This is a genomic window from Kitasatospora sp. NPDC059577 (genome assembly GCF_042735475.1).
Classification (GTDB): Bacteria; Actinomycetota; Actinomycetes; order Streptomycetales; family Streptomycetaceae; genus Kitasatospora.
Genome location: NZ_JBHWBZ010000028.1, coordinates 86682 through 101056, shown reverse-complemented (window position 1 = coordinate 101056; position 14375 = coordinate 86682). Strand labels below are relative to the sequence as shown.

Annotated in this window: 11 protein-coding genes; 4 read left to right on the top strand and 7 right to left on the bottom strand. The window is 73.0% G+C overall.

Annotation, left to right across the window (positions count from 1 at the left end; translation table 11 throughout):
• The 5 genes from ACFV0O_RS22410 to ACFV0O_RS22390 all read right to left on the bottom strand — a co-directional run.
• The coding region (locus tag ACFV0O_RS22410; protein WP_380344492.1) for a CHAP domain-containing protein at positions 1-785 on the bottom strand (785 nt) is incomplete at its 3' end.
• A gap of 92 nt (positions 786-877) precedes the next feature.
• Positions 878-1249 carry a hypothetical protein gene (locus tag ACFV0O_RS22405; protein WP_380344490.1) on the bottom strand — a complete coding sequence of 124 codons (372 nt, stop codon included), beginning with the start codon at positions 1247-1249 and terminating at the stop codon, positions 878-880.
• 875 nt (positions 1250-2124) lie between these two features.
• Positions 2125-2535 (bottom strand): PPOX class F420-dependent oxidoreductase, encoded by a 411-nt coding sequence (locus ACFV0O_RS22400; RefSeq protein ID WP_380344487.1) that lies wholly within the window; start codon positions 2533-2535, stop codon positions 2125-2127.
• A gap of 49 nt (positions 2536-2584) precedes the next feature.
• On the bottom strand, positions 2585-3370 hold the full coding sequence (locus ACFV0O_RS22395) for a DUF4239 domain-containing protein (RefSeq protein WP_380344484.1): 786 nt from the start codon (positions 3368-3370) through the stop codon (positions 2585-2587).
• Positions 3371-3386: 16 nt separating this feature from the next.
• A complete protein-coding gene (locus ACFV0O_RS22390; RefSeq protein WP_380344481.1) occupies positions 3387-4922 on the bottom strand; it encodes a D-alanyl-D-alanine carboxypeptidase family protein in 1536 nt (511 codons plus the stop codon).
• A 163-nt stretch (positions 4923-5085) separates the two neighbouring features.
• Here ACFV0O_RS22390 and ACFV0O_RS22385 point away from each other — a divergent pair, with 163 nt between their 5' ends.
• Positions 5086-5283 carry a hypothetical protein gene (locus tag ACFV0O_RS22385; protein ID WP_360254415.1) on the top strand — a complete coding sequence of 66 codons (198 nt, stop codon included), beginning with the start codon at positions 5086-5088 and terminating at the stop codon, positions 5281-5283.
• Between the two features lie 51 nt (positions 5284-5334).
• On the opposite strand, the gene ACFV0O_RS22380 is transcribed toward ACFV0O_RS22385, so the two are convergent.
• Positions 5335-7116, bottom strand: a complete 1782-nt coding sequence (locus ACFV0O_RS22380) for a S8 family serine peptidase (RefSeq protein ID WP_380344497.1) — start codon at positions 7114-7116, stop codon at positions 5335-5337.
• Positions 7117-7366: 250 nt separating this feature from the next.
• Here ACFV0O_RS22380 and ACFV0O_RS22375 point away from each other — a divergent pair, with 250 nt between their 5' ends.
• A complete protein-coding gene (locus tag ACFV0O_RS22375) occupies positions 7367-8521 on the top strand; it encodes a HEAT repeat domain-containing protein (protein ID WP_380344477.1) in 1155 nt (384 codons plus the stop codon).
• A 74-nt stretch (positions 8522-8595) separates the two neighbouring features.
• Here ACFV0O_RS22375 and ACFV0O_RS22370 read toward each other — a convergent pair whose 3' ends face one another.
• Entirely contained in the window at positions 8596-9432 is an 837-nt protein-coding gene (locus ACFV0O_RS22370) for a TetR/AcrR family transcriptional regulator (RefSeq protein WP_380344474.1), read from the bottom strand.
• An 81-nt stretch (positions 9433-9513) separates the two neighbouring features.
• Here ACFV0O_RS22370 and ACFV0O_RS22365 point away from each other — a divergent pair, with 81 nt between their 5' ends.
• Both ACFV0O_RS22365 and ACFV0O_RS22360 read left to right on the top strand, forming a co-directional pair.
• Complete coding sequence (locus ACFV0O_RS22365; protein WP_380344471.1) at positions 9514-10365, top strand: siderophore-interacting protein; 852 nt, start codon at positions 9514-9516, stop codon at positions 10363-10365.
• Positions 10366-10794: 429 nt separating this feature from the next.
• Positions 10795-14304: a S8 family serine peptidase gene (locus ACFV0O_RS22360; protein WP_380344468.1), complete on the top strand. Its 3510-nt coding sequence runs from the start codon at positions 10795-10797 to the stop codon at positions 14302-14304.
• Positions 14305-14375 lie beyond the last annotated feature (71 nt).

The window sequence follows — 14375 nt, the reverse complement described above, 5'->3', positions numbered from 1 at the left end:
CGCTGGTTGTCGAAGACCTTGCCGTCGGCCAGGGTCGTCACGTGGAACGTCCCGTCCGGCAGCGCGGTGGTCGCGGTCTGCGTGATCCGGCCGCTCCCGTCGAGGAGCGCCGCGTTCGACCAGGTGCCGTCGGCGTTGCGCTGGTTGTCGAAGACGGACCCGCCCTTCACCGTGTCCACCCGCATGACCGGCGAGTTCTGCTGCTGCTGCAACCCGACCGGGCTGGCGTAGCCCTTGAGGTTCACGTTGTAGCCACCGCTGACCCACTCGACGGCGCCGACGCTGCCGGAGCCGCGGTTCCTTGAGACGAGCCCGTGCTGGTTGCCCCCGATCCAGTCGATCGTTCCGTCGGAGTTCACGGCGGTGACGATCGCGACGTGGTCGTAGTCCGTGCCGCCGAAGGACTTCGGGTGGAAGAACACCGCGTCGCCGACGTGCGGAGTCGAGGAGAGCCCCCCGTCGTACTTGTTGGCGTAGGTCTCGAAGCTGTTGGCGAGGTCGTTCAGCACGCCGAGGCCCTGCACGCCGTTCTGGGACCACACCCACCCGGCGAAGTCGGCGCACCAGGCCTGCCCGCCGCAGGAGTTGTGCTGGCCGCTGCCGGGGGCGTAGTAGCCGTTGCCCCCGTTGCCGCACAGGCCGTTGCCGAGCTGGCCGGTGGCGGTGCTGACTATTCCGCTCGCACTTCCGGCGTGCGCCACGCCGGTCGCGAGCATGCTCAGGCTTGCCACGGCCAGTGCGGTGGTGACACCGATCGAGGCGAAGCGCTTGGCGGTCTTGGGCATGTCTATCCCTTTCGGATCGATGGAGCTGGGATGGAGCTGGAGAGGGCCGAGGATGTTCCGGCCCGTTTCGGCGTGCCGCCGAGCGGTGCCGGTCAGCCCGCGGTCACCGCGACGGACTGTGCGGCGGCCGCCAGTTGGGACCCGTCGGCGCCGACGACGGAGAGGGATGCCAGCGACTGCTGCGGCCGCGAGCCGGCCGGCACCGCGATCCGGTACCGGATCGTCAGGGAGCCGCCCGCGGGGACGGCGTACGAAGCAGCGGCCGGGTTGACGCCGATCGGGGCGCCGCCCGTGTCGGTCGCCGAGTCCGGCAGCCAGCTGCCGGTCGCCGGGTCGAGGCGCGACAGGGTGCTCGTGACCCCCTTGCCGGAGAGCACGAGCGAGGGGGAGACCGCGGACAGTGCCCTGCCGGTGCGGTCGGTGAGGACGACGGAGAACTCGACGGGCTTCCCGTCGGTCTTCAACTCGGTGGGAAGGCCGCTGAACTGGGCCTCGAGTCCGGTCTGCCGTGGAGCGTCGGCCGGTACGGCGCCGTTGCCCGCGGCTGCCGCCGTCGGTGCGGGTTTCGGCGCTGCGCCGGTACCGGCCTGCGGGCCCGCAGGGGGCGCGGATGACGCGGCGGGCGAAGCGGAGGCCGGCGTCGACGGTGCGTCAACATCGTTACTGACAGTGGGAGATGACTGCACACCCGGCGGATCCGTTGCGGATGGGAGTGCCGGTGTCGCGATGACGGGCGCCGCCAGGGAGCCGGAGGCCGCCGCCTGGCCGTGGCCAGTGGGCGCGGTCCCGCACCCTCCGAGGCCGAGAACGGCAGCAGATGTCATGGTCATGACTACTAAGACGACGGTTCGCCGGGCGGAATGGGGCATGGCGACACTTCCTCGGGATCTTCGGATGGTCATTCGCGGGCGATGCGAGGCGCCGATGCCGCCTGTGGTGCGAGGCGAACGGGCGCGGAGCGCCGGCTTCGGTCGACTGCCGTGCCGACGTCGGTGGTGCGGCCTTGCGGGGCGCACTCGACGGCTCGGTGCCGCGATCACATCCTCATCTGCGATCTGACCCGCTGTCAATCATTTATTGAAAATCGCGAAGTGCGGAAACGGGGGATTTTGCCGAGAACATCCTGAAAGATTCCCCAGATGTCTCCAGGGTGCGAGTGCCGCTCCGATGTCAGGATTCACTTTGCTGAATCCGATCGAACCCGCCCGAGGATGTCCGATGTGTCCGGAACCGCTGGGGAGCTCTCTCCCGGTGGGCATGACAAAGCACCGATCCGCCGGGTTCGGTCGGATCGGTGCGATGGGAGCAGTGGTCAGGCCGAGATGGCAGGCCTGCGTGGTCAGGTCAGGGTGATCCGGATGCCGACGGTGCCGCGCTCGCCGCGCCGCAGCCGGCTGCCGAGCAGGGTGAGCACACCGACCAGGCCGTACTTCTGGCGCAGCAGCGTGCGGTAGGCGGCGGTGCGCTCGGGGCCGAGGATCTCGGCGGTCGCCGGGTACTGCTCGCCGGTCGGCCGTCCCTTGACGTCGCACGGGCCGACCAGCACGTCGGCACGGTTGCGGATCCGCTTGACCTTCCACGAGTCCGCGACGGTCCAGATGCCGAGCGCCTCCCCGTCACGGACCACCCACACCGGGGTCGGCACCGTGGTGCCGTCCTTCTTGTACGTGGTGACGAGCAGGTAGCTCCCGGCGGAGAGTCGGACGATCCGGGCGAGCCGGTCCGAGGCGGAGGGATCGGGCGTGGTCATGGCCGGAAGTCTAGAGGGCGCGGGACGCTGCGGCGATCACCGGGCGTGATCACCAGAACCGCGCGAGCGCGCTCTGCTTGAACGGGGTCGGGGGGACGCACAGGTCCCCGGCGAAGGGACGGTCCAGCACCAGGACGAGCAGCAGGCTGAATCCGATCAGCGCGGCCACCGCCCCGACGAACAGCAGCCGCACCCGCCGGCTGCGGATCCCGTACAGCAGGGTCAGCAGGAGGATCACCAGCGCGCCGCCCACGATCAGCGCCTGGAGCAGCGCGGGCAGTTCGTCGAGGCTCTTGTTGATGCGGTCGCGGCGCTGGCCGGCCGCGTCGTTGAGGCTGTCCAGGGCCTTGGCGTAGAAGGCCTGCTCGGACGCGGACTGCGGCTCGTACCCGCGCAGTGCCGCGTACATCGTGTCCACCTCGGTCGCCGTCACCGAGAAGTCGCCGCGGCCGGCCCTCATCAGCGGCCACCCCTGTTCGACCACTCCGTGCACGTAGTCGCGGACCGCGGCGTCCACGGTGGTCCGGACGTCGGGCGGGAAGGCCCGGGCGTCCAGGACGATCTGGGAGATCGCCGTCGCCTCGGTGGCGACCACCTTCTGGGTGTCCTGCAGTTCCGTCCACAGGTTGACGATGACGAAGGCGAGGATGATGCCGTAGATCGCCCCGAACATGCCGAGCACCACGCCCACCATGTCGTTGTTCTCGCCCCCGGCGAGGGACGGGAAGCGGCGGGTGGTGAGGACGCTGCCCAGCAGGGCCAGCATGACGAGGCCGCCGACCACCAGCAGCGCGAGCAGGGTGGTGGAGAGGTGGTTCAGCAGCCAGAGTTCCACGGCCCGCCCCGGTCGCTCACCGGGACCGGGCGGTGCGGGCGGCGAGGGTGGTGCGGGCGCGGCGGAGCAGGGCGCGGGCGCGGCGGGTCAGGCGGCGGTGGCCCCGGCCACCGACGCCGGTGGCGCCGCCCACGGCGGTCGCGCCGCCGCGGTACGCCGGGCCGGTGGTGGCGGGGCCGGTGGTGGTGGGGCCGACGGAGGCCGGCCTGCCGCGGTACGCCGGGCCGGGCCGGGCCTGGGCCTGGGCTGTGGCTCTGGCGGTCCGGGTGCGGGAGGGGACGGCGCGGTGGCGGGCCGCGGCACGGGCGGTGGCCCACACGGCGAGGACGGTGCCGAGGACGGCGGCCGTCCAGACGGCGGGGGCGAGGCCGGGGCCGTCGCCGCTGATGACGGGCGGCCGGGACCACGGGGGCAGCTGGGAGGCGGCCGCGGCATCCGGGGCGGCGGAGGAGCCCCCGGGAGCGGTGGCGGCCGGGGCGGCGGTGTCCTGGACCAGCTGCCCGACCGGCTGGACCTTCCCGGCCGCCGCGAAGCCCCAGTCGAGGAGGCTGGCGGCCTCGTCGTAGACCTTGCCCTGCGCCTCCGGGTGCATCACCGTCACCAGCAGGGTGCGGCCGCCCCGTTCCGCGGCGCCGGTGAAGGTGGCGCCCGCGTTGGTGGTGTAGCCGTTCTTGACACCGATCAGGCCCGGATACTTGCCGAGCAGCCGGTCGGTGTTGGCGATGTCGAAGCTGGTGCGCCGGCCGGTGAGCTTGTCCAGCCCGCCGGGGAAGCTCGCGGTGCGGGTGGCGCAGTAGGAGCGGAAGTCGGCGTTGCGCAGCCCGGCCCGGGCGAACAGGGTGAGGTCGTAGGCGGAGGAGACCTGACCGTCCATGTCGTACCCGTCGGGCGAGGCCACCTTGGTGTCCTTCGCCTGCAGGGTGCGGGCGCGGGCCTGCATGTCGGCGACGGTCTGCTGGATGCCGCCGTTCATGTGGGCGAGGACGTGGACGGCGTCGTTGCCGGAACTGAGGAAGACGCCCCGCCAGAGGTCCTCGACCCGGTACGGCAGGTTCTCCTTGACACCGACCAGGCTGCTGCCGGCGCCGAGGTCGGCCAGTTCGGCCGGGGTGACCTTGTGTTCCAGGGAGCGGTCGAACCTGGTCATCACGGTGTCGGCGAACAGCATCTTCAGCGTGCTGGCCGGAGGCATCGGCAGATGGGCGTTGCGGGCGGCGAGTACCTCGCCGGTCCCGGCGTCGGCGACCAGCCAGGAGCGGCCGGACAGCTCGGCCGGCAGTGCGGGCGCCCCGCTGAGCGGTGCGACCTGGACGTCGGGGCTGCCGAGGCGCTCCCCGCCGACCACGGCGGCACCGTCCTGCCCGAACGCCGTGAGGGCCATCGGACCCCCGACGGCGAGCGCCAGCGCCGATGCGGCGGCGCCGGCCGCGACCCCGGTGACGTACCGGGGCCTGCGCCGCTGGTGTCTCGGCTGCACACACGCGGGCCGCACGCGCGCGGGCCGCTCGCGCTCGGTCGGCACGCGCTCGGGCTGAACTCGCTTGGGCTGCACACCGCGAACGTACCCGGGCCGCCGTCCGCCCGCCGTGCCTGCTGCTCCGTCCGGTGCCCGCGCGACGGCGCCGGCGGACGGACCCTCGCACGCGACTTTGGTGGCGCCCGGTCGCGCCGAAAGTCGGATGCCCGGGCGGTGGCGGATTCCTAGGCTCGGGGGTATGAAGACGCTGCTCGGCTACCTCGGGTTCGTGCTGATCCTCGGCGGCGCCTCCGGCCTGGTGTCCGACCGGCTCGGGGGCTTCCGGCTGTTCGGCTTCGTCCGCTTCCTGGTCCCGGACGGCCACGAGACCGCCGGGTACGCCACCCTGCTGGTGCTCGGTGTGCTGCTGGCGATCCCCGCCGCCCGGCGCGGCTAGGCCCTGTCGACCTGGGCGCCGGACGGCGGGGATCGCGGTGGTGCGGCGGGATCAGAAGGTGAGGTTCCAGGCGTCGACGGTGCCGGTGTCGCCGGAGGCGCCGTCCTTCACCCGGAGCTTCCAGGTGCCGTTCGCCGGGCCGGCGGCGGAGGCGTTGACGGTGTAGGTCTTGGCGACGTTGTCGGCGCTGTCGCTGTCGGCGAAGTCCTCCAGGAGGAAGACCGTGCCGTTGGGGGCGACCAGGGAGAGCACGAGGTCACCGCGGTAGGTGTGCTTGATGTCCACGCCGACCTTGAGCGTCGCGGGCGCGTTGCCGGTGACGCCGGTGACGGTGATCGGGCTCTCCACCGTGGTGTTGTCGGGGATCGCCACGTCGGCGGTGTTCTCGAAGTACTTCCCGGCGGGCGGGGTGGCTCCGCCGACCGCCTTCAGCGCGTCGACCTGGCCCTCGCCGAAGAAGGCGTTGTTCGCGGCGGTGCCGGTGCAGCGGCTGTCCGAGGCGGGGCAGGCCAGGTCGTTGGCCTGGCTCGCGAGGCGGGCCCGGATGCCGGCCGGGGTGAGCGTCGGGTCGGTGCTCGCGATCAGCGCGGCGACCCCGGTGACGTGCGGGGAGGCCATCGAGGTGCCGCTCTTGGTGCCGTACTTGCCGCCGGGCAGGGTCGAGTAGACGCCGGTCGCGCCGTCGCCGCCGGGCGCCGCGACGTCGATGACGCCCCGGCCGAAGTTGGAGTAGGAGGCCTTGCCGCTGCCGCTGCCCGTGGCAGCGACGGTCACCACGCCGGGGAGTTCGGTGGGGATGTCGAGGCAGGCGTTGCTGATGGTCCGGGTGGTCGGGGTGGAGTCGTTCGGGCTCGCCGTGTCGGTGGTCTTGTTGGCGAGGTCGTAGTCGGAGTTGCCGGCGGCGGCGACCTGCAGCGAGCCCTTGCCCTCGGCGTACTCCTGGGCGCGCTTGACGCCCTCGATGAGGGCCGCCTGGTCGAGGTCGTTCGGGCAGTTGAACTGCCACGGGTCGGTGTAGTAGCTGTTGTTGGTGACCTTGAAGCCGTGGTCGCCGGCCCAGACGAAGCCGCAGACGGTGTTCTCGGCGTAGAACAGGGTGCTGGTCGGTTCGGCGATCCGGACCGAGGCGATCTTCACGCCCGGCGCGACGCCGACGACGCCCTTGCCGTTCTTCGCGGCGGCGATGGTGCCGGCGACGTGGGTGCCGTGGGTGTCCACGTCGCGCCAGGCGCCGGTGCGGGTGTCGGGCTTGCCGTACGCGCAGGAGACCGAGTCGGCGGCGTCGAAGTTGGGCGCGAGGTCCTGGTGCTGGTCGTCGACGCCGGTGTCGAGCACGCCGACCTTGACGGACGGGGAACCGGTGGTCACGTTCCAGGCCTGGTCGGCCTTGATCTGGGTCATGTCCCAGCGGTTGGACTCGGTGAGCGTGGTGGCCGCCTGGGCCGGGTTGGCGGGCAGGGCCGGGCCGTAGGCGTCGGCCGGCACGTCGGAGGTGCGGGTCGCGCCGACCTGCTGGATGCCGGCGACGGTGCGCAGCGCGGGGGCGAAGCCGGTGGCGGTCGAGTGGGCGACGACGACGCCGATCGCGTCGTAGCTCGCGAAGACCGTTCCGCCGTTCGCGGCGACCGCGGCCTTGGCGGCGGCGACGTCGGCGGGAGCGCTGATCACCAGGTAGGAGCGGGTGCCGGCGGCCCAGCCGGCGGCGGCGGTGCCGGGCTGGGCGGCGGCCTGCGCGGTGGGCGCCGTGACGCCGCCGGGGACGGTGGGGGTGGTGGTCGTGGGGGCTGCGGTCGCGAACGCCGTGGGGGTGGCGAGGGCCATGGCCGAGAGCACGGCGAGGGCGGCGGCCGGGCGGCCGAGCCGCCGGGATATCAAGGGTGACACGTGTCCTCCGATTCGGGCCGTGCGTGAGGGGGATCGCACGGGAATTGAAGGAAACATGCCAGATTGGGGAGGTCTTGGGGAAGACTTTACGCCTGACGACTTTTCACGGAAGCGTTACGTTTTGATGTCACGGGGTGCGCGACCCGGTCGGGAGGTAAAACCCGTTGGCCGTCGGCACCCCCGCTGGGACGATCCCGGGATGACCGACCACCGTGACGCCGCCCGCCGCCTCTGGGGGCGCCACCTGTACGAGCGCCAGGGCGAACCGCTCGCCTGGGCGCAGACGGTGCTGAGGGCCGCCGGCCGCCCGCCGGCCGCCGTCGAGGCGGCCCTGGACGGCCGACTGGACGCCCTCCCCGCCGACCCGTCCGACCCGGCGCGGCTGCTGTTCCGCACGGTCGCCAAACTGGCCGCCAACCTCCGGGGCGACGGCCGTTACGACGCGGACGTGGGCACCCGGATCGGCCCGCAGGCACTGCTGCTCGGCGAGTCCGAGCCGGAGCTCACCGGCCCGCTCGGGGACGCCCTCGGCCACCCGCCGGACGGCCCGGCGTCCCTGGTCGCGGTCCTCGCAGCCGAGCTGCGCGGGACCCGCGCGACGAGACTGCGGGCGATCGACGCGCTGCTGGAGTGGGCCGAACTCGGCCACCCGCAGGCGCTGGCGGCCCTGTCCGGGGTCGCCGCCGACCACCGGACGCAGGACGTCACGGTCTGGACCAAGGCGCTCAACCGGATCGACCTGTTCGGTGACGAGAGCCTGGAGCCGGGACTGCTGCGCGCCCTCGCGGACACCGGGCACCGCGGCGTGCGGTGGTCGGCCCTGGCCTGTGCCGCACTCGGCTTCCGGCGGGCCGTCCCGCTGGTGGCGGCGCTGCTGGAGCATCCGGACCCGATGGTCCGCGAGGGCGCCTGCGAGGCGCTCGGCCGCCTCCGCGCCCGCACCGCCGTTCCCGCCCTGGCGGCCCGGCTGGACGACGGGACGGACTGGGTGCGCAGCGCGGCCGCCCTGGCCCTCGGGAGCATCGGCGGGGACCGGGCGCTCGCGGCGCTCTGGCGGACCATGACGGAGCGCCGGAACCCGAAGGCCGGCCATCTCGCCTCGGCGATCGCCGCCTTCGGGCCGCCGGTGGTGGCGGACCTGATCGCCCTGACCGCCGACCCCGACCCGGACCTGCGGGCGCTGGCCTGCCGGGCCCTCGGCGCCACGGCGGACGAGCGCGCCCTGCCGGTGCTGGAGCGCCTCGCCGCCGAGGACCTGGCCAGGACCGGTCTCGGCGGATTGGTGGCGACCGCCGCCAAGCAGGGGCTGCGCACCGCGCGCCGGATGAGGGCGCGTACGGCAGCCGGCGGATGAGGGTGCGTACGGCAGCCGGCGGGTGAGGGCTCCGGGCGGAGGCGGGACGGGCCGGCGGTCGGCGGCCCGCGAGGTCAGCGGGCGGCCGCCACGCCGTCGAGCAGGAGGGCGAGACCGGTCCGGAAGGCCTCCCGGTGGCTGTCCTCCGGTGGGCCGCCGGCCGTGCTCTGCAGGGCGGTGAGGAGGGGGAAGCGGTCGGTGAAGTCCGGTGCCAGTTCGGCGAGTCGGGCGGACCGGTCGGCCCACCAGTCCTCGTCGGCGACTCCGGTGGCGGCCGCGGCCGCGCGGGCGTCGGCGGTGGTGGCGGCGAGGCCGCGGACGAACTGCCAGAGGGCGGCGACCGCGCCGCGCAGTCGCCGCGGGTCCAGACCGGCCGGCCGGAGGGCCAGCAACAGGCTCTCCATGACGGCGAGTTCGGCCGGACCGAGGACCGGGCGGGCCTGGGAGACCTGGAGCACCCAGGGGTGGCGCAGGTAGCAGGCGTACAGGCCTTCGGCCCAGCCGGTGACGGCCTCGCGCCAGTCGTCCACGGGCGGTGCGCCGGCCGGGAGTTCGGCCGGTGGGACTTCGCGGGCCGGGAGTTCGCCCGCCGGGAGGTCGGCGGGCGGCTCCGCGGGCAGTCCGGTGGCCAGTTCGGCGAGGGCCCGGTCGTGCATCAGGTCGAGGAGTTCGGCCTTTCCGGGGACGTAGGTGTAGAGCGCCATCGCGGTGCGGCCGAGTCGTTCGCCCACGGCGCGCATCGAGAGCGCGGCCATGCCCTCGGCGTCGGCCACGGCGATTCCGGCGGACACGATCGCGTCCACACTCAGGCCCGGTTTGGGGCCGCTGCGCCCGGTGCGGGGCTGCTCGGGTGCGCCCCAGAGCAGGGCGAGCGAGCGGCGGGCGTCGCCCTGCCCGGCGTAGACGGTCATCGGACATCTCCTTATGGCGTAAAGTATCGCGTCGGACGGCAACTCTTTATGCCGTAAGGTTACCAATCGAAGGGTTTCGCGATGACACTGCCCGTCACCGTCGTCGAGGTCGTCGAGGTCCGCCGGATCACGCCGCGCACCGCCCGGATCACCTTCGCGGCCGAGGGACTGGCCGACACCGTCGGTACCGCCCCCGACCAGCAGCTCAAGCTCTGCTTCCCCCGCCCCGGGCAGACCGAGCCGGTACTGCCCGCGCCGCAGGACGACCCGATGGGCTGGTACCGGGCCTACCTGGCGATCCCCGCGGCCGAGCGGCCCCCGATGCGCAGCTTCACCCTGCGCCGGCGCCGGCCCGGCACCCGGCTGGTCGAGATCGACTTCGTGCTGCACGGCGACACCGGCCCGGCCGCCGGCTGGGCCCTGCGGGCGGCGCCCGGGGACCGGCTCGGCATGGTCGGCCCCTCCGCGCTGTACGCCCCGCCGGTGCCGTTCGCCGAGGCCGCGGCGGCGGCCGACTGGGTGCTGCTGGCGGGGGACGAGACCGCGCTGCCCGCGCTCGCGACGCTGGTCGAGGCGCTGCCCGCCGGGGTGCGGGCGCTCGCGTACGTCGAGGTCGCGGACCGGGCCGAGCGGCAGCCGCTGGAGAGCCGGGCCGACCTCGCCGTGCACTGGCTGCACCGGGACGGCGCCGCGCCGGGCGCCGTGCTGGCCGGGGCGGTGCGCTCGGCCGGGCTGCCGGCCGGCACGCCGTTCGCCTGGCTGGCGGGGGAGGCGGGTGCGGTGCGGGCGCTGCGCCGCCACCTGGTCGAGGAGCGCGGGGTGCCGAAGCGGTCCGTCGACTTCACCGGGTACTGGCGTCACCGGCTGACCCAGGACGACGCGCCCACCGCCGAGGACCTGGCGGACGCTCAGGAGCGGTCGGCCGGGTACTGATTCCGGCTGCCGCACCCGGTTTCGGGCGGGGGCGGCGGGGAAGGGAGTGTCCTGGCGGGAACGGCATGTGGCCGTGTCGACAAAGAAGCGGTTGTCGACAAAGAGGCAGTTGTCGGCGAACGGACGGCCGGTGGCGGTGTTTCGCCAGTGTCGAGAGTTCGCCACCGACTTTTTCGGTGCGGAAGCGGACGGTTCCGGGCGGGTCCGATCGGCGAAAAGGGGCGGACATGGCCCGATTTCTGCCGTGAATTTTACTTTCCTATGGTCATTTTTACTTTCTGATGGGGATTTCCCCCCTTGTCGTGGTCGTGCCGGATGCGCTGGAATTCGACCGCTGTCAGGACGCGCGGTCCGAGCAACCACGCGTCCGACCCGGATCCGCGTACGCTGGCCGTGCAACCTGACGTCGCATCAGACGAAAGGATGTCCATGATCGGCTGGCGGAAAGCCCAGCTAGCAGCTGCCGTCACGGTCACCACCGCGTCCATGGTCCTGAGCTTCGGGACCATGGCCAGCGCAGCTCCGACCCCGGATCCGCAGAACGCCCAGACGGCGTCCGCGGACGGGACCCCGGTGCCGGTGATCGTGATCCTGAAGGACCAGATAGCGGACGCCCCGGCCGACCACGGTCACCTGGGCGCCCGTCAGCAGAAGGCCGCCGACTCCCAGGCGCCGCTGCTGAACAAGGTCAAGGCCAACGGCGGCACCAACATCAAGACCTTCGTGGTCGGCAACGCCTTCTCGGCCACGGTCAGCCCCGCCCTGCACGCCCAGCTGCTGGCGGACCCGGCGGTCTCCGCCGTGGTGGCGGACACCCAGGTCCAGGTCGCCCCGGCGTCCGCCGGCAAGGCCGCGACGGCCAAGGACGGTGCCGACTCCGCGACCGCCCCGGGTGCGAAGGCGCCCAAGGCCGCCGCCGCCCCGCAGGCCGTTACGGGCAGCAACGGCCAGGGCGCCGAGGAGAACGCGACCAACACCGCGTGCCCCTCGGACCCGAGCAAGCCCCTGCTGGAGCCCGAGGGCCTGTACTCGACCCGGGCCTACACCGGCAACGGCAAGCCCGGCGTGGAGAACCTCGCCACCGGCAAGGGCGTCAAGGTCGCCTACATCGCGGACGGCCTCGACCCGAACAACCCGGACTTCATCCGGGCCGACGGCTCGCACGCCGTGGTCGACTACAAGGACTTCGCGGGCGACGGCTGGGACGCGCCGACCGGCGCGGCCGAGGCCTTCGGCGACGCCTCGGCGGTCATCGCCCAGGGCCGCCAGACCTACGACGTCTCGCAGTTCGTCAACGCGTCGCACCCGCTGCCGGCCGGCTGCAACATCCGCATCCGCGGCCTCGCCCCGGACGCCGACCTGGTCGCCCTGAAGGCCGGCGGCGAGCTGATGTCCAACTCGTCGATCCTGCAGTCGATCGACTACGCGGTGCGGGTCGCCCACGTGGACGTGCTCAACGAGTCCTTCGGCGGCAACGTCACCCCGGACAGCGGCGCGCACGACACCATCTCGCTCTTCAACGAGCAGGCCGTCAAGGCCGGTGTCACCGTCGCCGTCTCCTCCGGTGACGCCGGCATCAGCGGCACCGTCGGCACGCCGTCCACCGATCCGTACGTGATCTCGGTCGGCGCCTCCACCGACAACCAGAACTACCAGCAGACCGGCTACGCGGCCGCTCAGTTCTCCAACAAGACCTGGAGCAACAACCGCATCTCCGCCCTCTCCTCGGGCGGCTTCACCCAGGCCGGCCGCACCGTCGACCTGGTCGCGCCGGGCGAGTCGGACTGGGCGCTCTGCACCCCCGACCTCACCAAGTACACCGACTGCGCCGGCTTCAACGGCAAGGCCTCGCCGATCCAGCCCTTCGGCGGCACCAGCCAGGCGGCCCCGTTCGTCACCGGTGCCGCGGCCCTGGTCATCCAGGCCTACCGCGACACCCACGGCGGCGACTCGCCCGCCCCGGCGCTGGTGAAGAAGTTCCTCACCGGCACCGCCACCGACCTCGGCGTGCCCGCCGAGGAGCAGGGCGCCGGTCTGCTGAACGTCCGCGCCGCCGTCGAGGCCGCCCGCGGCTACGACGACGGGGACGGCACCGACGGCGCCAACACCGTCGTGGTCAACACCGGCCAGGTCGACATCGCCGGCGCCCCCGGCTCGACCCACACCACCGACGTGTCCGTCACCAACACCAGTGACGAGCCGCAGACGGTGAGCGCCGCGACCCGCAGCTTCGCCCCGCTGGCGACCGCCCAGCAGACCGTCCAGCTGGACTCGGCGTCGAAGGACACCTTCAAGTACGCCACCAACGGTACGGACTGGGTGCAGAAGCAGGTCAAGTTCACCGTCCCGGCCGGCGCCGACCGCCTCGCGGCGTCGATCGCCTGGCACGGCGCGCCGAACCCGGTCACCAACGGTCCGGTCGTCCGCATGACGCTGCTCGACCCGTCGGGCCGCTTCGAGACCAACACCCGTCCGCAGGGCGGCGCCACCCCGGCGAACTTCGGCCTGGTGGACGTCCCGCACCCGGTGGCCGGCGAGTGGACCGCCATCCTCTACACCCCGGCGGGCAAGGCCGGCTTCACCGGCCCGGTCCAGCTGGCCACCGCGACCCAGCGCGCGGTGCCGGCCGGCGGCGTGAGCCCGAGCACCACCGACCTGAAGCCCGGTCAGACCAAGACCCTCAAGGTCCAGCTGACCACCCCGGCGACCAGCGGTGACTCCAGCGAGGCGATCACCGTCTCCAGCTCGAACGGCAACACCACCAGCGTCCCGGTCGTGCTGCGCAGCCTCGTCCCGGTCAACCAGGGCAAGGGCACCTTCACCGGCACCATCACCGGTGGCAACGGCCGCAGCGCCTCCCCGACGCAGAGCTTCACCTACGGCTTCGACGTCCCGAAGGGCCAGAAGGACCTGCGGGTCGGCGTCACCGTCGGCAAGGACTCCAACCTGCTCATGCAGGGCGCGCTGATCAGCCCGAACGGCACCCCGATCGACATCGAGGGCAACGGCCAGTTCGACGCCCAGGGCAACCTGACCGGCACCTCGGCCGGCGTCTCGGCCACCACCGTCAACCCGGCCGCCGGCCGCTGGCGGTTCGTCCTGAACGTGCTCGGCCCGGTCAGCGGCCAGGAGCTCGCCCAGGACTTCGCCGGCACCGTCGCGTTCAACCAGAACCAGGCCACCGCGGCCGGTCTGCCGAACGACGCCCACACCAAGCTGGCGGCCGGCAAGCCGGTCACCGTCCAGGTGAACTACACCAACAACACGGTGGCGACCCAGAAGATCGCGGCCGACGGCCGCCTGGACCGCCGGGTGGACGTGCCGCTGGTGCCGCAGGGCGCCTCGGCGAACGTCAACCTGCCGCTGAGCCTCAGCTCCACGGTGCCGTCCTTCCTGGTGCCGCCGGGCACCGACCAGCTCAAGGCCGTGGCGGCGTCCTCGACGCCGGCGCAGATCGAGCTGAGCGCCACCACCGGCTCGCCGGACCTGTTCGGCGACCTGAAGAAGGCCCAGAACGGCTCGACCATCTCGGTCGTGACCGACAACGGCACCGCCGAGCAGCCGGTCGTCCCGGGCAACTGGAGCACCTTCGTGCAGCAGATCGGCCCGTTCGGCACCGGCGGCGCGCCGACCGGCACCTCCACCATCACGGCCACCGCGCACACCCAGGCCTTCGACCCGGCGCTGTCCTCCAGCACCGGTGACCCGTACGCCGCCTCGGTGAACGCCTCGGCCCAGGCCGCCAGCCCGGTGACCGTCGCTCCCGGCGCCACCGGCTCGCTGCAGGTGACCCTGAACCCGACCGGCCCGAAGGGCAGCACGGTCAAGGGCGTGCTGTACCTGGTGTCCGGCCCGACCGGGGTGGCCACCGCCAACAACGCCCTGAACACCACCGGTGCGGTGCTCGCGGCGATCCCGTACAGCTACACGGTGAACTGACACCCAGTCGGTCCACTCCGACGCCGAGGCCGTCCCGGATTCCCGGGGCGGCCTCGGCTGCTGTGCGACGG